Genomic DNA, 25,822 nt, shown 5'->3' with positions numbered 1-25,822 from the left:
CGGGCCATGCACGACCCCCGCCCCCTGGTCTTCATCACCGGTGCCTCCAGCGGCATAGGCCAGGCGCTGGCCGAGCGCTACCACCGCGCGGGTTGGCGGCTGGCGCTGGCGGCGCGCCGCGATTCAGAGATGAAATCATGGACTGAGGCCCGTGGAATGGGCGCCGGCAGCTATGAAATATATGGCGCGGATGTTTCCCAACCCGACAGCATCATCGCCGCAGGCCAGGCATGCATGGAGCGCCAGGGGCTGCCGGACGTGGTTATCGCCAATGCAGGCATCAGTGTGGGCGTGGACACCGCCCAGCGCGCCGACATCGACACCATGGCCCGCGTCTTCGCCACGAACAATCTGGGCATGGCGGCCACCTTCCACCCCTTCGTCGCCGCCATGGCGCGGCGCGGCAGCGGACGGCTGGTGGGCGTGGCCAGCGTGGCGGGCATACGCGGCCTGCCCGGGCATGGCGCCTACTGCGCGAGCAAGGCGGCGGTCATCAGCTATTGCGAGAGCCTGCGCGGCGAACTGCGCTCCAGCGGCGTGCGGGTGGTCACGATCTGCCCAGGCTACGTGGATACGCCGCTGACGCGGGAAAACCGCTACGCCATGCCCTTTCTGATGCGCCCCGAGGCCTTCGCCGACAAGGCCTTCCGGGTGATCGAGTCCGGCGCGAGCTACCGCGTGATCCCCTGGCCGATGGGCGTGGTGGCCAAGCTGCTGCGGCTGCTGCCCAATGCGTGGTTCGACCGCCTGCTGCAGGGGCGCCCGCGCAAACACCGGCAGGGGCAGGGCCGCGCGTCCTGATCCCTGCAGCAAATTGCAGGCAAAACAAAAGGCTCCCGAAGGAGCCTTTGCGCGTGGGCTGTAGGGTGCCGCGCACCCCTTGCGTATCAGTAGCCGCCGTTGCGGTCGCCGCCGTAGCCGCCACGGCCCCCGCCACCGCCGCCGCGCGGGCCTGAGCCATAGGGGCTGCGGAAACCGCCTTCGCCGCGGCCGCCGCCGCCACCGGTGTTGCGGCCGCCGCCATAGCCGCCACCGCCGCCAAAACCGCCACCGCCGCTGCGCGGAGGACGGGGTTCCATGGGGCGCGCCTCGTTCACGACGATGCTGCGGCCGCCCAGGGACTGGCCGTTCATGCCGTTGATGGCGGCCTGGGCGTCGGCATCGCTGCCCATTTCGACGAAGCCGAAGCCTTTGGAGCGACCGGTGTCGCGCTCCATCATGACCTTGGCGCTGGTCACCACGCCGAACTGGCCGAACGCTTGTTCCAGATCTTGGTCGCGCACCGAGTACGGCAGATTGCCGACGTACAGCTTGTTGCCCATCAAGGGACTCCTGAAAAACAATTGAATTGAGCGACGGAGTCCCGAACCCGCAGCCAGTTAATCACTAAGACGCCCTATGCGCGAAAACTGATGGATCACCGCAACACCGACGGGGCAACCCCCATCGCCGGAACATTATGCGTTAGAACCTTGGCGAAAATGCAAGGGGTTTTCCGTGATCTTGTGGCTTGGCGGTCGCAAAAAAAGGGGCCTTGTGGCCCCTTCATGATCGAAATCAGTAGTTGGAACGGCCACCGCCGTAGCCACCGCCGCCGCTGCGGCCACCACCGTAGCCGCCACCACCACCAAAGCCACCGCCGCTGCGCGGCGGGCGGGGTTCCATGGGGCGGGCTTCGTTGACCACCAGGTCGCGGCCGCCGTAGTTCTGGCCGTGGGCGCCCTGGATGGCGGCCTGGGCCTCGGCATCGCTGCCCATTTCGACGAAGCCAAAGCCCTTGGAGCGGCCGGTGTCGCGCTCCATCATGACCTTGGCGCTCTGCACGGAGCCGTATTGGCTGAAGGTCTGCTCCAGATCTTGGTCGCGGAAGGAATAGGGCAGGTTGCCCACATAAAGTTTGTTGCCCATGATCGGACTCCTAGAAGAAACATGAAATGCGATGGAGCCTGACGCAATCAACAAACCTGTGACGACTTCAAAGACGCGAAACCGACCAAACACCGCAGCCTGCATTTCTGCAAGGCAGAAAGGCGCGCCCATTATCAAGCATCCCCGCAGCCCAAAAAGGGCTGCGAGTGCGCGCCTGCAACACTTCTCAGGGTAACTACTGGCACTCCGGCGCCTGGGCGGGGGCAAGCGTGGCTGCGGATACAATGCGCCCCGTCCATGGGGAGTAGCCTGCCGCCGCGCGACGAGCGCGGCTGGAGGCATGCATCAACAGACTTGGGGCCTGCGGGCGCCATGGTGCATGAGGCCCGCTGCAACGGCGGGCTGGGCGAGACCATTGATCGCGCACCGATCCAACAGGCCGGAGTCGGGGCGTGGTCAATGCTGTCCGAATGAATGCTTCCGGCCGGAAATCCTATTACGACCCCCACTATGGAAGCCTTTCTCGTTTCTACCGCCATCGTCACCCTCGCTGAAATGGGCGACAAGACCCAGCTGCTGTCGCTGGTGCTTGCCGCGCGCTTTCGCAGGCCCTGGCCCATCGTGCTGGGCATTTTCGTGGCGACCCTGGCCAATCATGCGCTCGCGGGCGCCGTGGGCACGTGGGTGACCACGGTGCTGGGGCCGCAGGTACTGCGCTGGGTGCTGGGGCTGTCCTTCATCGCCATGGCCGTGTGGATGCTGATCCCCGACAGGCTCGACGACGATGGCACGGGCGCGGGCCCGCGCCTTGGGGTGTTCGGCACCACGGTGCTGGCTTTCTTCCTGGCCGAGATGGGCGACAAGACCCAGGTCGCCACCGTGATGCTGGCCGCGCAGTACAGCGCCTACCTGTGGGTGGTGGCCGGCACCACGCTGGGCATGATGCTGGCCAACGCGCCCGTGGTCTGGCTGGGCGACCGCTTGGTCAAGAAGGTGCCCATCCGGGTGGTGCACCTGGTCTCGGCGCTGATCTTCCTGGTGCTGGGGCTGCTGGCGCTGTTTGCGCCGCAGGCGACGCCTTTGGCATAATGCCCGGCAGACGCGCCGATTTGCACCGCTTGCGGGCGCTTTACAAATCCTGCTAAAGACGTGACCGATCGACACGCCTGCACTCGCACGCACCGGACCCGGCCTCGTTTCTAGCGAAGCCGGGTTTTTTTCATGTCGTTCATCGCCACACCGCAATCCATGCATTTCGCCGAGGCACTGCCCCTTTCGTCGGGCGCCTCGATCCGCGACTACACCCTTGCCTACGAGACCTACGGCCGGCTCAATGCCGAGGGCACGAACGCCGTGCTCGTGTGCCACGCGCTCAACGCTTCGCACCACGTCGCGGGCGTCTACGAGGGCCAGCCCAGGAGCGAGGGCTGGTGGGACAACATGATCGGCCCGGGCAAGCCCGTCGATACCAACCGCTTCTTCGTCATCGGCGTCAACAACCTGGGCTCGTGCTTCGGCTCCACGGGCCCCATGCACGCCAACCCGGACACGGGCGAGGTCTACGGCGCGGACTTCCCCGTGGTCACGGTGGAGGACTGGGTGAACGCCCAGGCGCGGCTGCTCGACCGGCTGGGCGTCGGGCAGCTCGCGGCCGTGATGGGCGGCAGCCTGGGGGGCATGCAGGCATTGAGCTGGACGCTGCAGTACCCTGAGCGCATGCGCCACGCCGTGGTGGTGGCCAGCGCCCCCAACCTCACGGCCGAGAACATCGCCTTCAACGAGGTGGCGCGCCGCGCCATCGTGACCGACCCGGACTTCCACGGCGGGCATTTCTACCGCCACGGCACCATCCCCAAGCGCGGCCTGCGCATCGCGCGCATGATCGGTCACATCACGTACCTCTCCGACGACGTGATGAACGAGAAGTTCGGCCGGCAGCTACGGGAAGGCATCGACCTGAAATACAGCACGCAGGACATCGAGTTCCAGATCGAGAGCTACCTGCGCTACCAGGGCGACAAGTTCAGCGAGTACTTCGACGCCAACACCTACCTGCTCATCACGCGCGCGCTCGACTACTTCGACCCCGCGCTGCGCTACGGCGGCAGCCTGGCCCAGGCGCTGGCCGTGGCGCGGGCCAGGTTTTTGCTCGTGAGCTTCACGACCGACTGGCGCTTTTCGCCCCGGCGCAGCCGCGAGATCGTCCACGCGCTGCTGGAGAACCGCCGCGACGTGAGCTACGCCGAGATCGACGCGCCCCACGGGCACGACGCCTTCCTGCTCGACGACGTCCGCTACATGGGCGTGGTGCGCTCTTATTTCGACAACATCGCCCAGGAGCAGCAGCCATGAGCGACCACGCCACCATGCAAGCCATCGCCCGCCTCGTGCCCCAGGGCGCGCGCGTGCTCGACCTGGGCTGCGGCGACGGCGCGCTGCTCGACCTGCTGCAGCGCACGCGCGGCTGCACCGGCTACGGCATCGAGATCGCCGACGCCAACGTGCTCGCCTGCGTGCGCCGCGGCGTGAACGTGATCCAGCTCAACCTCGACGAGGGGCTGGCCATGTTCAGCGACAACAGCTTCGACGTGGTGCTGCAGATCGACACCCTGCAGCACCTGCGCAACGCCGAGACCATGCTGCGCGAGACCGCGCGCGTGGGCAAGAGCGGCATCGTCGCCTTCCCCAACTTCGCGCACTGGCCCAACCGCCTGTCGGTGCTGCGCGGGCGCATGCCGGTCACGCGGCGCCTGCCCTACCAGTGGTACGACACGCCCAACATCCGCGTGGGCACGTATAAGGATTTCGAGGTGCTGGCCGGCAAGAACAAGCTGCGCATCCTCGACGCCTTCGGCCTGCAGGACGGGCGCGAGGTGCGCTTCCTGCCCAATGCACTGGCCGGCACGGCCGTGTTTCATTTCGAGCACGATTGATGATGCTATGTAAAAAATAGCTACCAGCGCTTTCCCATAAAGCGCTGGAGGTTCAAAATGCTGACCGGTGCATGGGCTCGCGCGTCGGCGGCGAAAAATGTAACAATTACAGGTTGCCCTCGACAGCGACGGCCTGCCGCAGGCGTGGATCGCTGCGGCACGCGTTGCCCGCAGGCTTCCCGCCCACACCACCCGTTTTTCTCCGCGCCATGCTGCCCCTCGACGTGCCCACCATGCTGCTGATGACCGCCGCGTCGTCGCTCACCATGGCGGGCTCTTTCGCGGCCGTGCGGTCGCAGCGGCGCGAGGGAAGCCAATTGTGGGCGCTGGGCCTGCTGCTGCACACGGCCACCTACATGCTGTACGTGCTGCGCGGCACGGCGCCCGACTGGGCCAGCATCGTGCTGTCCAACACGCTGCTGTCCGGCACGTTCGCGCTGGCGCTGGCGGCCGTGTGCCAGTTCCAGGGGCGCGCGCTGCCCTGGCAGCGCATGCTGCTGCCGGTGCTGGCGATGGGGGCGCTGTTCGCCGTGTTCGTCGACGACTACCGCGCCCGGATCATGGTCACGGGCGTGGTTCTGCCGCTGCAGATCGGCATGGTGCTGTGGGCGCTGTGGCGGCCGCAGCCGCCCGCGCGGGGGCGCGGCGTGCTGCTGCTCACCCTCAGCCTGGGGCTGGAGGTCGTGCTGCTCGGGGTGCGCGGGGTGCTGGCCGCCGCCCACGCCATGCCGCTCGACGGGTTGATGCGCGGCGGCCCCCTGCAGTCCTTCACCTTCATGGCGGTATTCGTCGTCGTGATTCTCGCGTCGCTGGGCTTCATCCTCATGACCAAGGACCGCGCCGACGCGGACAACCGGTACTTCGCCACGCACGACGAGCTCACGGGCGTGGCCAACCGCCGTGCGCTGGTCCAGGCGCTCGACCGCGACGTGGCGCACGCCGTGCGCTCGGGCGAACCCTATGCGCTGCTGATGCTGGACGTGGACCACTTCAAGTCCGTCAACGACGGCCACGGCCACCGCGCCGGCGACCAGGTGCTGTGCCACGTGGCCGCCATTCTGCGTGCGCGGCTGCGCGCCCAGGACCTGGTGGGGCGCTACGGCGGCGAGGAGTTCATGGTGCTGCTGCCCGGCACGCCCGCGCGCGGCGCGGCCGGGTTGGCCAAAACGCTGCGCGAGGCCGTGGAGCAGACGCCGTGCGAATACGGGGGCCGCGTGATCCCGGTGACGGTGAGCATAGGCGTGTGCGGCGCGCGCCTGGGGAGCGGCGACACCTGGGACCGGTTGATCCACGCGGCCGACCAGGCGCTCTACGCGGCCAAGGCGGCGGGGCGCAACCGCGTCGAATGCGTTGCGCTGGCGCAGGAGCCGCCGCGGACCCGGGCCGCACCCGCGTGAGGAACCGCGCGCCGCGAAGGGGCGCGGGCCTTGGCGTATCCTGCGCGTTTTGCGCACCGCCAGAGGATTCGCCATGACCGCACGCCTGCCCTCCGCCGCCCTGGACGCCGCGCTCGCGCTCGACCGCGTGAGCCGCGCGTGGGACGAAGACATACTGCAGCAGCTCACCGACTACATCCGCATTCCCGCCAAGTCGCCCGGCTTCGCGCCCGACTGGCGCGAGCTGGGCCACATCGAGACGGTGGTGCGCAACGCCGCGCAGTGGGTCGAGGCGCAGAAGGTCGCGGGCCTCACGCTCGAGATCGTGCGCCTGCCCGGCCGCACGCCCGTGCTGTTCTTCGAGGTGGCGGCCACGCAGCCGCAATTGGCGCAGACCGTCCTGATGTACGGCCACCTGGACAAGCAGCCCGAGTTCGAGGGCTGGCGCGCCGACCTGGGCCCGTGGACGCCCAAGTATGAGGACGGCAAACTCTACGGCCGCGGCGGCGCGGACGACGGCTATGCCGTCTACGCCAGCATCGCCGCCGTGCAGGAACTGAAGCGCCAGGGCGTGGCGCACCCGCGCATCGTGGGCCTGGTCGAGACCTGCGAGGAAAGCGGCTCGGCCGACCTGCTGCCCTACATCGACGCGCTGCGCGAACGTCTGGGCGACGTGGGCCTGGTCATCTGCCTGGACTCGGGCGCGGGCAACTACGACCAGCTCTGGCTCACCACCAGCCTGCGCGGCATGGCCAGCGGCACGCTCAAGGTCGAGATCCTCACCGAGGGCGTGCACTCGGGCGACTCCTCGGGCCTCGTGCCCTCGTCGTTCCGCATCATGCGCCAGGTGCTCGACCGGCTGGAGGACTCGGCCACCGGGCGCCTGCTGCCCGCCAGCTTCCACTGCGAGGTGCCCGCCGACCGCCTCGCGCAGGCAAAGGCCACCGCCGCCATCCTGGGCGAGGAGGTCTACAAGCGCTTCCCCTGGGCGCACCATGACTGCGGCGGCAGCACGGTGTTCGCCCTGCCCACCACCACCGACCCGGTGCAGGCGCTGCTCAGGCGCACCTGGGAACCCACGCTGTCCGTCACCGGCGCCGAGGGCTTCCCGGCCCTGAAGGACGCGGGCAACGTGCTGCGCCCCTACACCGCCTTCAAGCTCAGCCTGCGCCTGCCGCCGCTGGTGGACGCCGTCGCCAGCGCGCAGGAGCTCAAGGCCCTGCTGGAGGACAACGCGCCCTACCAGGCGCGCGTGACCTTCGCGCCCGACCACGCCGCCAGCGGCTGGAACGCCCCGGCCATCGACCCCTGGTTCGCCCAGGCCCTGGACGCAGCCAGCCAGGCGCACTTCGGCGCGCCCTGCGGCTACATCGGCCAGGGCGGCACCATCCCGCTCATGAACATGCTGAGCCAGGGCTTCCCCAGCGCGCAGATGATGGTCTGCGGCGTGCTCGGCCCCAAGAGCAACGCCCACGGTCCCAACGAATTCCTGCACGTGCCCTACGCCAAGCGTCTCACCGCGGCCGTGGCCCAGGTGATCGCCGCGATGCCGGTTTGAAGGTTTTTGGCCTCCAGCGCTTGCTGTTAAAGCGCTGGCAGCTCTTTTTTGGGGAGCGCAAAGAACCCAGGCTCAGGCGGCCATCATGGGCCTGAGCTCCGGCGCGCCGCGCCGCTTGGCCACCGCGATCGGCGGCGCCCAGCGTGCGTCGCGCGGCTTCTTGCTCGTCACCAGGGTGATCTCGGCGGGCTCGAACACCTCCAGGTTGTGCGTGATGGGCGTGGTCAGCACGTACTGCGCGCGCGTGCTGCGCAGGAAGTGGCCGACGAGCTGGATGTTGCGCACGTCCAGGTGCGCGAACGGCTCGTCGATGAAGACGAACCCGCCCGAGCCGCTTTCCTCGTCCTTGAGCAGGCCCACCAGCAGGATCAGCGACTTGATGACCTGCTGCCCGCCCGATGCCTCGCCGTCGTTCAGCCCGATGCTGCCCTTGCCGTCGAACGCGAAGTGCACCTTCAGGCCGGCCTGGGCCAGCACGGTGTCGTCGTTCTCCAGCAGCGGCAGGTCGGCCGCCACCTCCACGCCCGCGAGCTGGCCCAGCTCCTGGATGTTCTTGCGGTAGCGGCGCACGGTGCTGCGCAGCACCTCGATGTAGCTCTCGCGCGCGTTCAGCACGGCGGTCGCGGCCTGGGCGTTCTTGACCTGGTGGTCCGAGAGGCTCGCGGCCTGCTCGCGCACCGTCACGTCCATGCGGCGGTGGCGTTCCTCCACGGTGGCGTCCTGCTCCCAGCTGCCCTGCTCCAGCTCTTGCTCCACGGCGTGCAGGCGCAGGCGGGCCTGGGTGTCGTTCATGTATTCGCCGACCAGCGCGGCGATGGCGCCGGGCGCGATCCAGCGGGCCGGGAACTGCGCGCGCTGCTGCTGGCTGCGCGCCACGGCACCGGCGTGCTGGCGCCGGCGTGCGCTCCAGTCTTGCGCGGCGCGCTCGCTGTCGCCGCGGGCGCGCTGCAGGTGTCCTTCCAGGCGCTTGTGCTCGTCGGCAAAGGCGCGGTGGCGGTCGTGGGCGCGCGTGCTTTCCTGCTCCAGCTTCTGCCATAGCTGGGCGGCGGCGATGCGCGCCTGGCGGGCGGCCGGCAGGTCGCCGCGTGCCTGGGCGAATTCCTCGCTGCGCCGCACCAGCTCCTCGGCGGCGCTGTGGCCGGCCAGGGCGTTCTTCGTGTCGGCGATCTGGCGCTTGAGCGCCATCAGCTCGTCGAGCACGGGCGCGAGCTGCGCGTCGATGCGCGCCAGCTCGCGCTCGGCGGCGCTGCGGCGTGCGTGCACGGCCGCGGCGCCGAACTGGTGCTCGTGCGCCTCCACCCACATGGAGCGCGCGCCGCGCCCATCGTGCATGTAGGCCTGCGGCGTGATCCAGGTGCCGCCCAGGCGCTTGCCCTCGCGCGGGTCGGCCACGCAGCGCAGGTTCTGCAGCTGCTGCACCAGCCAGCGCGGCACGGGGGCGGTGAATTTCACATGCTCCAGCAGCGTACCCGGCTCGCCCTTCAGGGCCACGCTGCCCGGCTCGACGATGTAGTGGCGGTAGCGCTCGCGCTCGCCGACCTCCCAGGCCTCGGCCAGATCCTGGCTCTTGTCCAGCACCACCACCCAGCGGTGGCCGCGCAGCACGCCCTCGATGGCGGCGCGCCAGCGCTCTTCCACCACCTCGACGACTTCGGCGACGAAGCGGTGGCCTATGCCCTGGCTGGCCAGGGTCTTGCGAAAGCGCTGCACCTCGGGCGGCAGCGGCGGCAGGCTCTGGCCTTCCAGCGCGGCGAGCTGCGCGGCGGCCAGCTTGCGGCGCTGGGTGAGCTGGCCCCGCTCGTCCTGCAGCGCGGCTTCCTGGCCCTGCAGCTGCGCCAGGTGGGCCTGCAGGTCGTCCGCATTGCTGCCCTTGTCCACCAGGGCCAGCAGTTCCTGCTCGCGCTTGGCCAGCTGCTCCAGCGGCGCCTCGTGGCGCGTGGCCGCGTCCAGCTGGCCGCGCGCCTGGTCGCGCTCGCCGCGCAGCTGCTCGGCCTGCTGCTGGGCGCGGGCGCTCTCTTGCAGCAGGTGCAGCAGGCGCTTGTTCTGCACCGCCTGCTCGGCCAGGGCCGCGCGGTGCTGGGCCTTCTGGCGGCGCAGCTCGCGCGATTGCCTGGCGAGCTGCTCGCGCTCGCCCCACCAGGCGAGCACGGGCAGCACCTCGGCGGCCAGGCGTTCGCGCTCGGCCAGCCTGAGCTGCCATGTCTTGTAGCTGGTCACGCGGTTGTGCAGTTCGGAAAGCTGTGCGCGGCTGTGGTCCAGCTCGCGCTCGGCCTGCGCCATCTCGCGCGCCAATTGCTGCTGGTGCTCGCGCGCCTGGTCGTAGGCGTCCAGCACCTGCTGGTCGCCGAACACGTCGAAGACAAGGCGCAGCAGCTCGCGCGGGCTGAATTCGCACAGCCGGTCGGTCTGCCCCTGCTCCAGCGAGAGCACGCGCGCGATGGCCGGCGACAGGCCGGCGGCGGCCAGCATGCGGCCCCAGGCTTCCACGCCCATGAAGCCCAGGTCTTTCTCGGGCGTGTCCACCAGCCGCTCGATGGATGCGTCGCCCTCCAGCAGGCAGTAGCGGCGCTGCCAGTCGCCGCCGTTCCTGTCGATGCGGCAGGCCAGCGTGACCTGGTCGCTGTAGAGCAGCCGGCGCGCGAACGGCCGGCTGGAGCTTTGCCGCCCCTGCGGCCGGTTGTCCACCACGGCGCGCAGCCACGCGGTCTGCGCGCCCGCGTGGCGCGCGTAGGTGCGGTAGTCGCGCGGGGCCGAGCAGCGCAGGCCCAGCAGCGTGCGCATGGCGTCCAGCAGCGTGGTCTTGCCCGAGCCGTTCGGCCCGGCGATGGTGATGATGGAGGCGTCCAGCGGCAGCGAGACGCGCTGGCAGTAGTCCCAGTGGACGAGTTCTAGGGTTTGCAGGTGAAACACTTATGCTTCTGTATTAATAGCTGCCAGCGCTTGACTGGAGGGCGCTGGAGCTTGATTTGATTCGGATTCTTCTTCCACCGCCCGCTCGCGCGCCAGCACGTCGGCCAGCGCGCCGTCGAGGATGCGCGGGGCGAGCACGTCGTAGTCCAGCAGCACGTCCAGCAGCGGCCCCTCGGCGATCTCGTCCTGGCGGCGCAGGATGAAGCCGTGGCGCTCCAGCAGCTTGAGGTTGGCGTCCAGCCGCAGCTTCTTGCCGAGCTGCGGGCCGTAGTCCTCCAGCAGCGCCTTGTACGAGAGCACGGGGCTTGCGCTGCGCGCCGAGGGCAAAGGCTTGGCGCCGGGGAAGAGGTCGTCCTGGCCCGCGTCGGCATCCAGGGTGCGGCTGGTCTGGCGCTCGCGCTTGGGCAGCACGATCAGCGCCCACAGCACCACGAGCAGCGCCTGCGCGTCGCGCGGCAGGTCGAGGTTGTTGTTGGCGTTGGCGCCCGCCTCGCCGAGCACGGTGGCGGCGGCGGCGGGCAGCAGGGCCACGCTCACGTGGTCGGCGTAGATGCTGTCCATCCAGCGCAGGCCGCTCTGGGCCAGGCGCTGCTCGACCTGCGCGAACAGCTCGGCGTCGACCAGCGCGCGCTTGACCAGGCGGTGGCTGCGCGGCAGCCAGCGGCGCGTGAGCAGTTCGGCGATCAGCAGGGCGGCGTCATCCATTCGTTTCTTCCTTCATCAGCACTCCCAGCGTGAGCAGTTCCACCTGGTCGTGGTCCAGGCGCTCGGCCTCGGGCTGCCACTGCACGCGCCAGGGCTGGCGCGCGAGCTGGCCGGTGGCGCCGGGCAGCACGGCCGCCTGCGGGTCGCCGAGCAGCGGCATGAGCTGGGCCTTGTAGGCCAGCTGGGCGTAGCGCGTGGCGGCGGGGCGGGGGCCGAGCAGCGCCTGGGCCACGGTGCGCGCCTCATCGCCGGGCCCGGCCGCCCAGGCCTCGAACAGGCGGTTCAGGTCGTCGAGCTCGCGCGGCAGCGCCACGGCGGCCAGGGTGCCGGTGGGCGCGGCCTGGGCCGCGGGCAGGTCTTCGGCCTGGGGCTGCGCGGGGCGGTCGCGCTCGAACTCGGCCTCGGCCACGTCCAGCAGTTCGTGCGGCGCGATCGTGGCGAGCTGCGTGGGGCGGGCGAGGGCACCCTGCAGCAGCGCGTGCAGCTGCGGCGCGGCCTGCAGCCAGCGCTTCACGTCGGTGCTGGTGATGCCGGTGGTGCCCAGCGTCACGCGCTGGCGGTCCACCTGCTGCAGCGCGCGGTTGAACTGGCTGGCCATGGCCAGCAGGCGCGACTGGGCCTGGCCCAGGCCGCGCGCGGCGCGCTCCAGCAGGACGTGGCCTTGCGCGTTGCCGATGATGGCGCTGATGGCTTCCGACGCGCGGTCGATGAGCAGGGCCGCGCGGTCGTAGCGCTTGCGCGCCTCGCGCAGGCGGAATTCGGAGCCGCTGGCGATCGCGTCGGCGAACTCGCCGTGCAGCCGCGCGAGCTGGGCGTGCAGCATCTGCACCTGGCCTGCGTCCAGGCTGCCGAGCTGGTTGGCTCCGACCACCTGGCCGAGCAGCGCGGCCAGCTCGCCGCCGTCTTCGTCGTCACCCGGCTGCTCGGCGGCCAGCGGCGCGAGCAGCGCGGCCACGCGCTGGGCCAGCGGGGGCAGGGCGTAGGCGCGCTGGGTTTCGTCCCAGGCGAGCAGTTCCACGTCGCGCAGGCGCTTGAGCACGGTCTCCAGCGCCTCGGGGCGCAGCGCGTGGAACAGCTCGTCGATGCGCTCGCGCGGCCACTGCGCGTCGCCCTGCGAGGCAAGCTGCAGAAACACCCACACGCGCAGCTGCACGAGCGCGGCGGGGCCGTGGAACAGGCCGCTCAATGCCTGCGTGAGCGCCTGCTGGCGCGCAAGGCGCCCGAGCAGCGGCGCGTCGGCGGCGGCGTCGCCGAACTGGGCGCCGTCGCGGAAAAAGTCGGCCAGCGCGCCGAGTTCGGCGCCTTCGTCCATCATCTCCACGTGCATCAGGCCAGCCCCAGCACGGCCAGCGCGGCGACGGATGCCGTCTCGGCCCGCAGCACGCGCGCGCCCAGGCTCGCGGGCTCGAAGCCTTGGGCGAGCGCGGCGTCTTCCTCCTGCGCCGTGAGGCCGCCCTCGGGGCCGTGCAGCACCCAGACGGCGCCCGCGCCGCCTGCGGCCTCGCGCAGCGCCCGCGCGCCGTCGCGCAGGGAGAGCACCAGGCGCGCGCCTTCGGGGGCGCTCTGGCGCAGCCAGTCGGAGAGCAGCAGCGGCGCGGCGACCGGCGGCACGCGGTTGCGTCCGCACTGCTCGCACGCGGCCACGGCGATGGCCTGCCAGTGCTGCTGGCGCTTGGCGGCGCGCTCGCCCGCAAGCTTGAGCACGCTGCGCGCCGCGGCAATCGGCTGGATGCTGGCGGCCCCCAGCTCGGTGGCCTTTTCCACGAGCCAGTCCATGCGCTCGTTGGCGGGCATGCCCACGACGAGGTGCACGGCGCGCGCGGCCTCGCGCTCCACGGGCGCGTGGGCGCCCACCTCCACCTCCACGTCGCTGCGGCCCATGCGCGCCACGGTGGCGGTCCATTCGCCGCCCTCGCCGTTGAACAGCGTGAGCGCGTCGCCCGGCTGCAGGCGCAGCACCTGCACGTGGCGCGCGGCCGTGGGCGGCAGCGCGATGCGCGCGCCGGCGGCCAGGGACAGGGGGCAGTGAAAACGTGGCATGTGCATCAAAAAAAGTAGCTGCCAGTGCTTGACCAGCAAGCGCTGGAGGCCGATTTCTCTTGTAGAACTAGACGCGCCCGAAGGCGTAGCCCATGGCGGCCTGCGTGCCTTCGATCTCGTCCACCAGCCGCAGCAGCGGCGAGAGCTCGCGGTAGCGCCCGGCTGTCTGGCGGATGTAGGCGATGAAGCGCGGCGCGTCCTGCAGGTACTTGGGCTTGCCGTCGCGCAGCGTCAGCCGCGCGAAGATGCCGGCCACCTTCAGGTGGCGCTGCAGCGCCATCCAGTCCACGGCGCGGTAGAAGTCGCCGAAATCCGCGCCCCAGCCGCTCTCGCTCGCAGCGCCGAGGATGCCCGCGCGCCGGGCCTTCTCCCAGTAACGCACGGTAATGTCGATGACGAAATCCTCTTCCCAGCTGATGAAGGCGTCGCGCATCAGGCTGGCGATGTCGTAGGTCACGGGGCCGTGCACCGCGTCCTGGAAGTCGAGCACGCCCAGGCGCCCGCCTTCGCCGACCATGAGGTTGCGCATCATGAAGTCGCGATGCACGAACACGCGCGGCGCGGCCAGGTTCTGCGCCACGATGGCGTCGAACGCCTTGGCCAGAGTGGCCTGCTGGGCGTCGGTCAGCGTGGCCTGGCGGTGGCGCGCGACGTACCAGTCGGGAAACAGCAGCAGCTCGCGGCGCAGCAGAGCGTCGTCGTAGGCCGGCAGCACGCCGGGGCGGCTGGCGCGCTGCCAGTCGATGAGCAGGTCCACGGCCTGCAGGTACCAGGCGTGGGCGGCCTGGGGGTTGGCCGGGTCCAGGCGCTCTATGGCCGTTTGCGCGCCCAGGTCGGACAGCAGCATGAAGCCGTGGGCCTCGTCCCAGGCGTGGATCTGTGGCACGGGCAGGCCCGCGGCCCGCATCAGGCCCTGCACGTGGACGAAGGGGCGGCAGTCCTCCTTGTCGGGCGGCGCATCCATGATGATGCGGCTGGCGCCGTCCTGCGCGTCCAGGCGCAGGTAGCGCCGGAAGCTCGCATCCGCCGACGCCGGGCGCAGGCTGGCCGGCAGCAGGCCCTGCGCGGCCGCCAGCGGGGCGAGCCAGGCCTCGAAGGCGGCCTGGCGGGCGGGGTCGTTCCAATGCACGGCGCGGGCGTCGCCGGGTACGGCGGCCGGGGAGATGGGGGAGGGGTGGCTCATGGATAATCCAATTCTACAAACCCGGTCCCACCCGGCCGGGTGGCCCGCGGCGCAACGCCGACCCGCGCAATCCATGGATCGTTCCCTCTTGCCCCACGCCCTGCCCGCCACCATGTCCGCCCCGCCAGCGCGCCGCGCACCACTGGCGCGCCTGGCAGCCCTGATGCTGTGCGGCGTGCCGCTGGCCGCGCTGGCCCAGGCGGGCGGGAGTGCCTCGGAGCAGGCCGAGGCGCCGCCCGCGCTGCGTTCCAGCCCGCGGCTGCAGGAGACCCTGCCCGACGACGTGCGCTCGCAGCTGCCCGTGTTCGTGCGCGGCGACCGCGTCACGGGCCAGCCCGACATCCGGGCCACGGTCGAGGGCAACGCCGAGCTGCGCCGCGGCGACACCGTGATCCATGCCGACGAGATGGAGTACGACGTGGCCGACGATCGCGCCAAGGCGCGCGGCCACGTGCACATCAACCGCGCCGGCAACCTCTACGACGGCACGCTGCTGGACTTGCGCGTGGACGCCTTCAGCGGTTTCTTCAGCGACGCGCGCTACCGCTTCCTGGAGACCGCGGCCCATGGCGAGGCCACGCGCGTGGACTTCGTGGACCGCGACCGCTCGGTGGTGCACAACGCTACCTACACCACCTGCGAGCGCACCGACGAGGCCAGCTGGAAGCCCGACTGGATCATCCACGCCAAGACCATCCGCCTGGACCGCGCGGAGGACGTGGGCACGGCCGAGGACGGCGTGCTGGAGTTCAAGGGCGTGCCCGTGCTGCCCATGGGGAACATCAGCTTTCCGCTGTCGGAGCGGCGCAAGTCCGGCCTGCTGCCGCCCACCATCGGCCTGGACAGCGTGAGCGGCGTGGAATACATCCAGCCCTATTACTGGAACATCGCGCCCAACCGCGACGCCACCATCACCCCCCTGGTCATGAGCCGGCGCGGCGTGGGGCTGGCGGGCGAATTTCGCTACCTCGAACCGCGCTACAGCGGAGAGCTCAACGCCAGCTACCTGCCCCGCGACCAGTTGCGCGAGCGCGACCGCTGGGCCTATGGCGTGCGCCACCGCGCCACGCTCGGCACGCCCGCGGGCGACGTGGGGCTGAACCTGAACGTGCGGCGCGTGAGCGACGACGACTACTGGCGCGACTTCTCGCCGCGCACCAGCGGCCTGGCCGGCATGGGCATGGGCGGCAACCAGCTCACCCAGCGCCTGCTGCCGGGCGAGGCGTCGCTGAACTGGGCGCGCGGCGAGCACCAGCTGAGCCTGCGCACCCTCAAGTGGCAGACGCTGCAGGACGTGACCGCGCCCATCACCCCGCCCTACGACCGCATGCCCCAGCTGCACTGGCGCTACGCGCCCGCGCAGCTCGGCGGCGGCCTGGACGCGACGGTGGAGGCGGATTACACGAGCTTCGAGGCGGACCGCAGGTACTACGCGCAGCCCAACGGCCGGCGCAGCTACGCCGTGGCGCAGATCAGCCGGCCCTTCCTCGCGCCGTCGGGCTTCATCACGCCGCGCCTGCAGCTGCATGCCACGCAGTACGAATTCGACGAGTCGCTCTCCAACGGCCAACGCACGGCCAGCCGCACGCTGCCCACCTTCAGCCTGGACAGCGGCCTGGTGTTCGAGCGCGACGCGCGCTTCTTCGGCGGCGACTACCTGCAGACGCTGGAGCCGCGCGCCTTCTACACCTACACACCGTACCGCGACCAGAGCATGCTGCCGGTGTACGACACGGCGGCCAACGACTTCAACTTCGCCTCCATCTATACCGAGAACGCCTTCGGCGGCAACGACCGGATCGCGGACAACAACCTGCTCACGCTGGGCGTGACCACGCGCCTGATCCACCCCGAGACGGGCGCCGAGGCCGCGCGCCTGGGTGTGGCGCAGCGCCTGCGCTTCGCCGACCAGAAGGTGACCCTGCCGGGCGGCACGCCGGCCAGCGAGCGGCTGTCGGACGTGCTGCTGGGCGCGAGCATCAACTGGACGCCGCAGTGGGGCCTGGACTCCACGGTGCAGTACAACCCCAAGACCGGACGCTCGCTGCGCACCACGGTGGGGGTGCACTACTCGCCCGGCAGCTACCGCACGGTGAGCGCGGCCTACCGCATGCAGAAGGTGACCGACCTGATCACCGTGCCCAGCGAGCAGGTCGACGTGGGCTGGCAATGGCCCCTCAGCGACCTGTGGGGCGGCGACCGGGGCGGCAAGGAGCGCGCGGGCCGCTGGTACAGCGTGGGCCGGCTCAACTACAGCCTGCAGGACCGCAAGCTCGTAGACACCGTGGTCGGCCTGGAGTACGAGAGCTGCTGCTGGATCGGCCGCGTGGTGCTCGAGCGCCTGCAGAGCAGCCAGATCACGGCCAGCACCCGGCTCATGTTCCAGATCGAGTTCGTCGGCTTCTCGCGCCTGTCGCTCGGGGCCAACCCGCTGGCCATCCTGAGGCAATACGTGCCGCGCTACAAGCTCCTGCGCGAGGACGTGGCCATCCCCAGCCGTTTCTCCCAATACGATTGACATGCTGCGTCCGCCCGGCAGCCTTGCTACCCCATGAATTTCCTCCACGCCATGAACCACCGAGCTTCGACCCTGGCCCTGGCCTGCCTGACCGCCGCGGCCGTGCTGGCGCCCGCCGCCCAGGCCCAGGGGCTGCGGCCCTCGGGCTCCGCCGGGCTGCAGCGCCTGCCCTCTTCCACGGCGACCCTGCTGCCGCCGGCCGGCGCGACCAGCCCCGCGGTGCGCCAGGCCGACTACATCGTGGCGGTGGTCAACTCCGAGCCCATCACCAACAACGAGGTGCGCCAGCGCGCCGAGCGCGTGGCGCAGCAGCTGAGCGGCCAGGGCGCGGCCATGCCGCCGCACGAAGTGCTGGTCAAGGAAGTGCTCGAACGCCTGATTCTGGAGAAGATCCAGGTCCAGCTCGCCAAGGAAGGCGGAATCAAGGTGGACGACTACGCCGTCAACCAGGCCGAGCAGAACGTGGCCCGGCAGAACGACGTGAGCGTGGACGAGATGCACCGGCGCCTGGCGGCAGACGGCATCAGCAAGGAGCGCTTCCGCGAGGAACTGCGCAACCAGCTGCTGGCCCTGCGCGTGCGCGAGCGCGACGTGGAGTCGCGCGTGCGCGTGAGCGACCTGGAGGTGGACCAGTACCTGCAGGACCAGCAGAAGACCGCCGGCCCCGGCAAGATGGAGATCAACCTGGGCCACATCCTCGTCAAGGTGCCCGAGGGCGCCAGCCCCGAAGAGGTCGCCAGGCGCGCGGCCCGCGCCCAGGAGGTGCTGGACAAGCTGCGCGCCGGCGGGGACTTCGGCGTGCTGGTGCAGGAGTATTCCGACGTGCCCGAGGGCTCCGGCGGCGGCCTGCTGGGCCTGCGCCCGCTCGACCGCTATCCCGAGCTGTTCGTGACCGCAGTGCAGCAGGCGGCGGTGGGCAGCATCGTCGGCCCGCTGCGCTCGCCCGCGGGCTTCCACATCCTGAAGGTGGTGGACAGGAGCCAGGGCGGCGTGCCCACGATGGCCGTGCAAAGCCACGCGCGCCACATCCTGCTGCGCGTGGGCTCCGGGCTGTCGGAACGCCAGGCGGCCGAGCGCCTGGAAGACCTGCGCCAGCGCGTGCTGCGCGGCCAAGCCGACTTCGCCACGCTGGCACGCGAGTATTCGCAGGACGGCAGTGCCAAGGACGGCGGCGACCTGGGCTGGGCCGGGCCCGGGCGCTACGTGCCCGAATTCCAGGAGGCGCTCAACGCGCTTCGGCCCGGCGAGATCAGCCAGCCCGTGGTGTCGCGCTTCGGCGTGCACCTGATCCAGCTGCTCGAACGCCGCGAGGCGAAGCTGACGCAGCGCGAGCAGCGCGACATGGTGCGCGACGCCGTGCGCGAGAAAAAGCTCGACGAGGCCTTCACCACCTGGATCCAGGAGGCGCGCGCCCGCGCCTACGTGGAATACCGCGAAGCGCCGCAATGAAGCACATCCCGCGCAAGCGCTTCGGCCAGCATTTCCTGAGCGACCCCGGCATCATCGACGCCATCGTGCGTGCCATCGCGCCGCGTCCCGGCCAGCATATGGTGGAGATCGGCCCCGGCTTGGCCGCGCTGACCCAGCCCCTGGTCGAGCGCCTGGGCCGGCTCACCGTGATCGAGCTCGATCGCGACCTGGCCGCGCGCCTGCGCCAGCACGGCCAGCTCGACGTCATCGAATCCGATGTGCTGAAAGTCGATTTCACGCAGGTGGCACAAACGCTTGCAGCTCCTAAAATCAGAGTGGTAGGCAACCTGCCCTACAACATCTCCACGCCCATCCTGTTCCACCTGATGGCGCACGTGCAGATCATAGAGGACCAGCACTTCATGCTGCAGAAGGAGGTCATAGACCGCATGGTGGCGGCCCCCGCCACGGCCGCCTATGGCCGCCTGTCGGTGATGCTGCAGTGGCGCTACGCCATGGAGGATGTGCTGTTCGTGCCCCCCGGAAGCTTCGACCCGCCGCCGCGCGTGGACAGCGCCGTGGTGCGCATGCTGCCCCACGCCCGGCCCGCGGCCGTGGACGAGGCGCTATTGTCGGAACTGGTGCAGGTGGCCTTCAGCCAGCGCCGCAAGCTGCTGCGCCACACCCTGGGCCGGTGGCTGGAGGGACACGGCTACGCGGGAGGCTTCGACACCCAGCGCCGCGCCGAGGAGGTGCCCGTGGCGCATTACGTGGCCCTGGCGCAGGAACTGGCGCCGGCGTAACGCACGAAGGCGCGCAGCGCCACAGGGGTGTGTCTATTTCATGCCGCGGCGAGCCAGTAGCCCGCGTTGAACGGGCTGCTCATGCGCAGCGCCAGGGGCGACACGTCCACGAGCTTGTCCGTGGGCATTTTCTCGCCCGAGGCGTCGATCTCTATCTCTATGGCCTGAGAAGCGGCACCGGGGTGCGCTTCAACGGCCCGTTCCGCCTGGCCGGCGGTTGCAGAACGGGCTACAGAAAAGAATAGAAGCACCGGAACGGGATCTTGCGGTCGCTCCAGTAGTCGGCGGCGTCGCGGAAGATGTCCAGCAACTGTTCGCGCGCTTCCTTGTCGAACTTGGCCGTGGTGGGAATCTGCTCCAGCACCACGATGAAGCCCGGCTGCGGGCCCGACTTGTGCAGCGGGTCGGTCATGCAGTCGTACAGCGCGTCGAAGTTCTTGCCGAAATGCGCCGGGAAGGTGAACTGCGTGGCGATGAGTTCCAGGATGTCCTGCTTGGACTGGGCGTGCGCCAGGTTGGCGTACAGGAAATGGTGGCCCAGCACGCGCGCCGTCTCCTGCAGGTCGTGCACGCGGAACGCGCGGATCGACTGCACGATGTTGGGGCGCACTCCGCGCAGCAGCGTTTCCTGGTCTTTACGAAGTGGCGTTTCCATCTCCGTTGCTCTTTCTCTTAGAGGTGCACGAATCGACATATCCGCAAGGCCGTGGGAGCGGTCCTGCGAATGAAAAAACGCATGGCGCGATCCATCCAGCTCTGCCGCCATGAAATCAGCCCTGTCGGGCGCTACCGGGTTCATTGCGTGATCTCTCGAAAACTACTGTAATGATCGCTGGTGTAGTAGCAGGCATCGGGCGTGCGCGGGGCTCCGCCGCATACGATCCGCCGTGCGCCCCGGCTCCTCACGCCAGGGGTGCGCACGGTGTATTCACGGTAGTAGCCGCGCTTTTTCGCGGGCAACAGCCGTTCACGATTGCCGAAGACCGAGCCGTCCTTGTCGTAGGGAAACGGTCCACCCTCACGAATCAGCGCGTAGGTGGCGCGCCCCTGGGGGGGCAGGTCGGCCAGCGCGATGGGAGGGATGGCCGCAGCCTCGGAAGCCTGCCGCGCGGACGCGCCAGCCGGCGCAAGTACGACCGCGGCACCCAGAGCACACGCCACAAATGCCTTGTACGCCGGGATGGCGACGGCCTTCAACATCCACTACACCTTTCAGAAACTACGGGTTAACCCGAAATTTCGACCCGGTAGTGTGACAAAAAGGCCGCAAAAAGGCAAGCTCCTGCCCAAAAAATGGGCAGGAGCACGAGGGTTAATACGGGCCTTTGGGGGGTTACCGCGAGGCGTTGGCGTCCGCCACCGTGAGCGCCGTCATGTTCACGATGCGCCGCACGGTCGCGCTGGGTGTGAGGATGTGCACGGGCGCGCCCGCGCCCAGCAGCACCGGCCCTATGGCGATGTTGCCGCCTGCCGCCGTCTTGAGCAGGTTGTAGGAGATGTTGGCGGCGTCGATGTTGGGCATGACCAGCAGGTTGGCGTCGCCCGCCAGCGTGCTGTGGGGCATCAGCGCCACGCGCGCCTTGCCGTCGAGCGCCACGTCGCCATGCATCTCGCCGTCCACCTCCAGCCACGGCGCCTGCACGCGCAGCAGCTCCAGCGTCTGGCGCATCTTCACGGCGCTGGGCTGGTTGCTGTTGCCAAAGTTGGAGTGCGACAGCAGCGCCGCCTTGGGTTTGAGGCCGAAGCGCATCATCTCCTCGGCCGCCATGATGGTGATTTCGCAGAGCTGCTCGGCCGTGGGGTCGTAGTTGACGTGGGTGTCCACCAGGAAGATCTGGCGGTCGGGCAGCATCAGCGCGTTCATGCAGGCGTAGGTGTCCACGCCCGCGCGCTTGCCGATCACCTGGTCGATGTACTGCAGGTGGTGCGTGGTGTGGCCCCAGGTGCCCGTGATCAGGCCGTCCACCTCGCCCTTGTGCAGCAGCATGGTGCCGATCAGGGTGAGGCGCCGGCGCATCTCGATCTTGGCGATGGGCACCGTGATGCCCTTGCGCTCGGTCATGCGGTGATAGGTCTGCCAGAAGTCGCGGTAGCGGTGGTCGTTCTCGACGTTGACCACGTCGTAGTCCCGCCCTTCCTTCAGGCGCAGGCCGAACTTTTCAATGCGCTCGGCGATGACCGTGGGGCGCCCGATCAGCGTGGGGCGGGCGATGCGCTCGTCCACGACGATCTGCGCGGCGCGCAGCACGCGCTCCTCCTCCCCCTCGGAGTAGGCCACACGCTTCTTCGCCGCCATCTTGGCCGCCGTGAAGATGGGCTTCATGGTCGTGCCCGAGGCATAGACGAAGGTCTGCAGGTGGTCGCGGTAGGCGTCCATGTCGGCGATGGGGCGCTGCGCGACACCGCTGTCGGCAGCGGCCTGGGCCACGGCCGGCGCGATCTTCATCATCAGGCGCGGGTCGAACGGCTTGGGGATCAGGTACTCCGGCCCGAAGGCCAGGGGCTCGCCGGCATAGGCCTTGGCCACGACCTCGCTCTGCTCGGCCTGGGCCAGCTCGGCGATGGCATGGACGGCGGCGATCTCCATCTCCGTGGTGATGGTGGTCGCGCCGCAGTCGAGCGCGCCGCGGAAGATGTAGGGGAAGCACAGGACGTTGTTGACCTGGTTGGGGTAGTCCGTGCGGCCCGTGGCCATGATGGCGTCGTCGCGCACGGCCTTCACGTCCTCGGGCGAGATCTCGGGGTTGGGGTTGGCCAGCGCCAGGATCAGCGGCCTGGCGGCCATCCTGCGCACCATGTCCTGCTTGAGCACGCCGCCGGCCGAGAGGCCCAGGAACACGTCGGCGCCGTCGATCACCTCGGACAGCGTGCGCGCGCCGGTCTTTTGGGCGAACTGGGCCTTGTCCTCGTCCATGAGCTCGGTGCGGCCCTCGTAGACCACGCCGGCCAGGTCGGTGACCCAGATGTTCTCGCGCGGGATGCCGAGCTTGACCAGCAGGCCCAGGCAGGCCAGGGCCGCCGCGCCGGCGCCCGAGGTCACGAGCTTGATCTGCTTCGGATCCTTGCCCACCACCTTCAGGCCGTTGAGGATGGCCGCGCCCACGACGATGGCCGTGCCGTGCTGGTCGTCGTGGAAGACCGGGATCTTCATGCGCTCGCGCAGCTTGCGCTCGATGTAGAAGCAGTCGGGCGCCTTGATGTCCTCGAGGTTGATGCCGCCGAAGGTGGGCTCCAGCGAGGCGATGATCTCGACGAGCTTGTCGGGGTCCAGCTCGTCGATCTCGATGTCGAACACGTCGATGCCCGAGAACTTCTTGAACAGGACGCCCTTGCCCTCCATGACCGGCTTGCCTGCCAGCGCGCCGATGTGGCCCAGGCCCAGCACGGCGGTGCCGTTGGTCACCACGCCCACGAGGTTGCCGCGCGCGGTGTAGCGGAAGGCGGCCGCCGGGTCCTTTACGATCTCCTCGCAGGGCGCGGCCACGCCGGGCGAGTAGGCCAGCGCGAGGTCGTGCTGGTTGATCATCTGCTTGGTGGCCGCGATGGTGATCTTGCCGGGCTGGGGAAACTCGTGGTACTCCAGTGCCGCACGGCGCAGCAGGGCGCGTTTGTCGGTGGTGTCGGGGGCCGTGTTCTCGGGCATCAAGCGTCTCCAGCAAAGGCAGGGGCGGCGGCCGCATTGCCGCATGGGCATGCCGCCGGCATTAGGGGGAGCCGATTGTAGGCCCGTCGCCTCGGGGACAAACGCGGGTGAAGCAGTTGTGATCCGGCCGCGTCCAATCGGAAGGCGTCAGAGCGCGTCGAGCGGGAAGACCGGCCTGCGCACCCGGGTGAACGGAAAGCGCGCGTAGTCCGAGGTCGTGGCCCCGGGGCTGTCGCATTCGACCAGCCCGGCGGACAGCGGCACGAACACCGGCCGGCAGTACATGCGCGACTTGAGCAGCAGGAAGCGAAAGCGCGTGGGGTCCAGCCCGACGCAATGGAACACCCCCAGGTCCCAGGGCTCGTGCGTCTGCTCGGTCACCACGATCTGCGCGGCGCCCGTGTCGAGGCACACCGTGCGGCCCATGTGGCAGCGCTGGCCGGTGTAGATCGGGCCCGTGACGGTGTAGCCGCCGTCGCTCACCGCGCGCACCGTGCCGCGCAGGCGCAGCGGCTGCTTGGCCAGGCCGATGCTGGTGAGCGGCACCTTGTTGCCCAGGTCGATCTCGACCTCGGCGCCTTTGCCCGCCGCGATCAGCCGGCCCACGGCCTCGGGGTCGCACAGCGGCCCCACGGCGATGCCCGTGAGCCCCAGTTCGAGCGCGGCCTGCAGCACGTCCATGGTGTCGCAGGTGCCGCCCGACATGCAGTTGTCGCCATGGTCGAGCAGCAGCACGGGCTTGGTGGCGCCCTCGGCCAGGCTTCGGGCACGGCGCAGCGAATCGGCCAGCGGCTCGCTGCGGTACACGTATTCGGCGCGCCGCTCCCAGATCTGCCGGGCGAGGCCGTCCACGGCGGCCTGGGTGGCCGGGGCATCCTCGATGCGGCAGGTGGCGACCACGCTCATGCACGGCGCCTCGATATCGGCCAGCGAGAAGCCGCCGAACACCGACACGGCGGGTATGCCCGAGTGCTCCAGCGCGCGCGCGTTCTCGACGGCGTCGCGCATGGGGCCTTCGAGCGTGGTGCTGCGCAGCGTGTGGCTCATGAGCGGCAGGCGGTGCCAGCACACGCGAAAGCGCGCCTCGCCGCGCAGCATCTGCAGCAGCAGGCGGCCCGCGTGCTCGCCGGTCTCGTACATGTCGATGTGCGGGTAAGTCTTGAAGCCCACCATCACGTCGGCGTTTTGCACCATCTTCCCGGTGACGTTGCCGTGCAGGTCCAGCGCCACGCCCACGGGCACGCCGGGCGCGGCGGCGCGCACGCGCGCGAGCAGGTCGCCCTCGCCGTCGCAGGTGTGCTCGGCCACCATGGCGCCGTGCAGGTCGAGCAGGATGGCGTCGCAGCCCGGCGCGGCATCGGCGATGCGGCGCGTGAGTTCGTCGTAGGCTGCGGCGTGCACCGGGCCGCTGGGGTTGGCCATGGCCGACACGGGCGTGACCAGCGTGGCGCCCATGCCTTCGGCGAGCTCGATGAAGGCGGCCATGGCGGTGCGCATGCCCTTGTTGGCGCGGTAGGCCTCCTCGCCATAGGTGGGCGAGAACGCCTCGATGGGCGTGGGCACGGGCGAGAAGGTGTTGGTCTCGTGGTTGAGGCGCGCGATCAGGATCTTCATGCGGCGATCTCCGCCTGCGCGAGCATGGCGCGCAGCAGCACGTTGCAGCCGGCCTCCAGGTGGGCGGGCTCGGCATCCTCGATCTCGTTGTGGCTGATGCCGTCGGCGCAGGGCACGAAGATCATCGCGGCCGGCGCCACGCGCGCCACGTACACGGCGTCGTGGCCCGCGCCGCTGACGGCGTCCATGCTGCTGTAGCCCAGTTCGGCGGCGCTGGCGCGCACGGCCTGCACCAGGTGCGGCGTGAAGGGCTGCGGCGGGAAGTACACCACCTGCTCCACCTCGGCCTGCACCTGGCATTCGGCGGCGATGCGCGCGCAGGCGGCGCGCAGCGCGGCGTCCATGTCCTGCAGCTGGGCGTCGTCGGGCGCGCGCAGGTCCACGCTGAACTTCACGCGGCCGGGGATCACGTTGCGCGAGTTGGGGAACACTTCGAGCGAGCCCACGGTGCCGCGCGCGTGCGGCATGCGCTCTACGGCGATGCGGTTGACCTCGGCCACGATGCGGCTCGCGGCCAGCAGCGCGTCGCGCCGCAGCTCCATGGGCGTGGGGCCCGCGTGCGCCTCCATGCCCTGCACGGTCACGTCGTACCAGCGCTGGCCCAGCGCGGCCTGCACCACGCCTATCACGCGCTGATGCTTCTCCAGCACCGGGCCCTGCTCGATGTGCGCCTCGAAGTACGCGCCCACGGCGTGCGCGGGGCCGCTTTCGCCCGCGTAGCCGATGGCTGCGAGCGCCTCGCCCACGCTCACACCCTGCGCGTCGCGCTGCGCCAGCGCGTGCTCCAGCGTGAAGGCGCCGGCGAACACGCCCGAGCCCATCATCACGGGCACGAAGCGCGAGCCCTCTTCGTTCGTCCACACGGCCACTTCGATGGGCGCGCGCGTGTGGATGCCCGCGGCGTTGAGCGTGCGCACCACCTCCAGGCCCGCGAGCACGCCGTAGTTGCCGTCGAACTTGCCGCCCGTGGGCTGGGTGTCGATATGGCTGCCGGTCATCACCGGCGGCAGGCTGTCGTCGGTGCCGGCGCGGCGCGCGAAGATGTTGCCGATGGCGTCCACGCGGATGCTGCAGCCGGCCTCGCGTGCCCATTGCACGAACAGGTCGCGGCCCTGGCGGTCGAGCTCGGTGAGCGCGATGCGGCACACGCCGCCCTTGGGCGTGCCGCCGATGCGCGCCAGATCCATGAGCGATTGCCACAGGCGCGCGCCGTCGATGCGCAGCGCGGCGATGGGTGAAGATTGCATGTCCATGAGAGTC

At 69.9% G+C, this 25,822-nt stretch carries 21 protein-coding genes; 9 read left to right on the top strand and 12 right to left on the bottom strand.

The window, feature by feature from the left end; all coding sequences use genetic code 11:
* Positions 1–6: 6 nt before the first annotated feature.
* Complete coding sequence (locus ALIDE2_RS23410; RefSeq protein ID WP_013521134.1) at positions 7–801, top strand: SDR family oxidoreductase; 795 nt, start codon at positions 7–9, stop codon at positions 799–801.
* An 86-nt stretch (positions 802–887) separates the two neighbouring features.
* Here the strand turns inward: ALIDE2_RS23410 and ALIDE2_RS23405 are convergent, their stop codons facing one another.
* Positions 888–1,322 carry an RNA recognition motif domain-containing protein gene (locus ALIDE2_RS23405; RefSeq protein ID WP_013521133.1) on the bottom strand — a complete coding sequence of 145 codons (435 nt, stop codon included), beginning with the start codon at positions 1,320–1,322 and terminating at the stop codon, positions 888–890.
* A 235-nt stretch (positions 1,323–1,557) separates the two neighbouring features.
* Complete coding sequence (locus ALIDE2_RS23400; protein ID WP_013521132.1) at positions 1,558–1,908, bottom strand: RNA recognition motif domain-containing protein; 351 nt, start codon at positions 1,906–1,908, stop codon at positions 1,558–1,560.
* A gap of 471 nt (positions 1,909–2,379) precedes the next feature.
* On the opposite strand from ALIDE2_RS23400, the gene ALIDE2_RS23395 reads away from it, so the two are divergent.
* From ALIDE2_RS23395 to ALIDE2_RS23375, 5 genes are all read left to right on the top strand, one after another.
* Positions 2,380–2,958 carry a TMEM165/GDT1 family protein gene (locus ALIDE2_RS23395; RefSeq protein WP_013521131.1) on the top strand — a complete coding sequence of 193 codons (579 nt, stop codon included), beginning with the start codon at positions 2,380–2,382 and terminating at the stop codon, positions 2,956–2,958.
* A gap of 132 nt (positions 2,959–3,090) precedes the next feature.
* The gene (gene metX / locus ALIDE2_RS23390) at positions 3,091–4,221 is read left to right on the top strand and encodes a homoserine O-succinyltransferase MetX (protein WP_013521130.1); all 1,131 of its coding nucleotides are present in this window, start codon (positions 3,091–3,093) and stop codon (positions 4,219–4,221) included.
* Positions 4,218–4,802 (top strand): methionine biosynthesis protein MetW, encoded by a 585-nt coding sequence (gene metW / locus ALIDE2_RS23385; RefSeq protein ID WP_013521129.1) that lies wholly within the window; start codon positions 4,218–4,220, stop codon positions 4,800–4,802. The genes metX and metW overlap by 4 nt, the downstream gene beginning before the upstream one ends.
* Positions 4,803–5,011: 209 nt before the next feature.
* Positions 5,012–6,199 carry a GGDEF domain-containing protein gene (locus ALIDE2_RS23380; RefSeq protein WP_013723302.1) on the top strand — a complete coding sequence of 396 codons (1,188 nt, stop codon included), beginning with the start codon at positions 5,012–5,014 and terminating at the stop codon, positions 6,197–6,199.
* Positions 6,200–6,272: 73 nt separating this feature from the next.
* Positions 6,273–7,736, top strand: coding sequence for a M20 family metallopeptidase (locus ALIDE2_RS23375; RefSeq protein ID WP_013723301.1), 1,464 nt, complete (start codon positions 6,273–6,275; stop codon positions 7,734–7,736).
* Between the two features lie 72 nt (positions 7,737–7,808).
* Here ALIDE2_RS23375 and ALIDE2_RS23370 read toward each other — a convergent pair whose 3' ends face one another.
* The 5 genes from ALIDE2_RS23370 to ALIDE2_RS23350 form a co-directional block, all read right to left on the bottom strand.
* A complete protein-coding gene (locus ALIDE2_RS23370) occupies positions 7,809–10,646 on the bottom strand; it encodes an ATP-binding protein (protein ID WP_013723300.1) in 2,838 nt (945 codons plus the stop codon).
* Positions 10,647–11,351, bottom strand: a complete 705-nt coding sequence (locus ALIDE2_RS23365) for a hypothetical protein (protein WP_013521122.1) — start codon at positions 11,349–11,351, stop codon at positions 10,647–10,649. It lies immediately after the preceding gene.
* On the bottom strand, positions 11,344–12,678 hold the full coding sequence (locus tag ALIDE2_RS23360) for a hypothetical protein (protein ID WP_013723299.1): 1,335 nt from the start codon (positions 12,676–12,678) through the stop codon (positions 11,344–11,346). Before ALIDE2_RS23360 ends, ALIDE2_RS23365 begins: the two co-directional genes overlap by 8 nt.
* Positions 12,678–13,391: a 16S rRNA (uracil(1498)-N(3))-methyltransferase gene (locus ALIDE2_RS23355; protein WP_013521120.1), complete on the bottom strand. Its 714-nt coding sequence runs from the start codon at positions 13,389–13,391 to the stop codon at positions 12,678–12,680. Before ALIDE2_RS23355 ends, ALIDE2_RS23360 begins: the two co-directional genes overlap by 1 nt.
* A 67-nt stretch (positions 13,392–13,458) precedes the next feature.
* A complete protein-coding gene (locus ALIDE2_RS23350; protein ID WP_013723298.1) occupies positions 13,459–14,574 on the bottom strand; it encodes an aminoglycoside phosphotransferase family protein in 1,116 nt (371 codons plus the stop codon).
* 73 nt (positions 14,575–14,647) lie between these two features.
* On the opposite strand from ALIDE2_RS23350, the gene ALIDE2_RS23345 reads away from it, so the two are divergent.
* The 3 genes from ALIDE2_RS23345 to rsmA are packed head-to-tail and all read left to right on the top strand — an operon-like array spanning position 14,648 to position 19,305.
* On the top strand, positions 14,648–17,092 hold the full coding sequence (locus ALIDE2_RS23345; RefSeq protein WP_013723297.1) for an LPS-assembly protein LptD: 2,445 nt from the start codon (positions 14,648–14,650) through the stop codon (positions 17,090–17,092).
* A gap of 33 nt (positions 17,093–17,125) precedes the next feature.
* Positions 17,126–18,541, top strand: coding sequence for a peptidylprolyl isomerase (locus ALIDE2_RS23340; protein ID WP_013723296.1), 1,416 nt, complete (start codon positions 17,126–17,128; stop codon positions 18,539–18,541).
* Positions 18,538–19,305 carry a 16S rRNA (adenine(1518)-N(6)/adenine(1519)-N(6))-dimethyltransferase RsmA gene (rsmA, locus tag ALIDE2_RS23335; protein ID WP_013521116.1) on the top strand — a complete coding sequence of 256 codons (768 nt, stop codon included), beginning with the start codon at positions 18,538–18,540 and terminating at the stop codon, positions 19,303–19,305. Before ALIDE2_RS23340 ends, rsmA begins: the two co-directional genes overlap by 4 nt.
* Before the next feature lie 229 nt (positions 19,306–19,534).
* Here rsmA and ALIDE2_RS23330 read toward each other — a convergent pair whose 3' ends face one another.
* The 5 genes from ALIDE2_RS23330 to ALIDE2_RS23310 all read right to left on the bottom strand — a co-directional run bounded on the left by ALIDE2_RS23330 (position 19,535) and on the right by ALIDE2_RS23310 (position 25,815).
* A complete protein-coding gene (locus tag ALIDE2_RS23330) occupies positions 19,535–19,960 on the bottom strand; it encodes a barstar family protein (RefSeq protein WP_013521115.1) in 426 nt (141 codons plus the stop codon).
* Between the two features lie 140 nt (positions 19,961–20,100).
* Positions 20,101–20,505, bottom strand: coding sequence for a guanyl-specific ribonuclease (locus ALIDE2_RS23325; protein WP_013521114.1), 405 nt, complete (start codon positions 20,503–20,505; stop codon positions 20,101–20,103).
* A gap of 133 nt (positions 20,506–20,638) precedes the next feature.
* Complete coding sequence (locus tag ALIDE2_RS23320; RefSeq protein WP_013521113.1) at positions 20,639–22,948, bottom strand: NADP-dependent malic enzyme; 2,310 nt, start codon at positions 22,946–22,948, stop codon at positions 20,639–20,641.
* A 147-nt stretch (positions 22,949–23,095) separates the two neighbouring features.
* Complete coding sequence (locus ALIDE2_RS23315; protein ID WP_013723295.1) at positions 23,096–24,562, bottom strand: M81 family metallopeptidase; 1,467 nt, start codon at positions 24,560–24,562, stop codon at positions 23,096–23,098.
* The gene (locus tag ALIDE2_RS23310; protein WP_013723294.1) at positions 24,559–25,815 is read right to left on the bottom strand and encodes a Zn-dependent hydrolase; all 1,257 of its coding nucleotides are present in this window, start codon (positions 25,813–25,815) and stop codon (positions 24,559–24,561) included. Before ALIDE2_RS23310 ends, ALIDE2_RS23315 begins: the two co-directional genes overlap by 4 nt.
* Positions 25,816–25,822: the final 7 nt, after the last annotated feature.

The organism is Alicycliphilus denitrificans K601 (genome assembly GCF_000204645.1).
Taxonomy (GTDB): domain Bacteria; phylum Pseudomonadota; class Gammaproteobacteria; order Burkholderiales; family Burkholderiaceae_C; genus Alicycliphilus; species Alicycliphilus denitrificans.
Note: the sequence above shows the minus strand (reverse complement) of the source record. Positions and strands in the feature narration are given on the sequence as shown.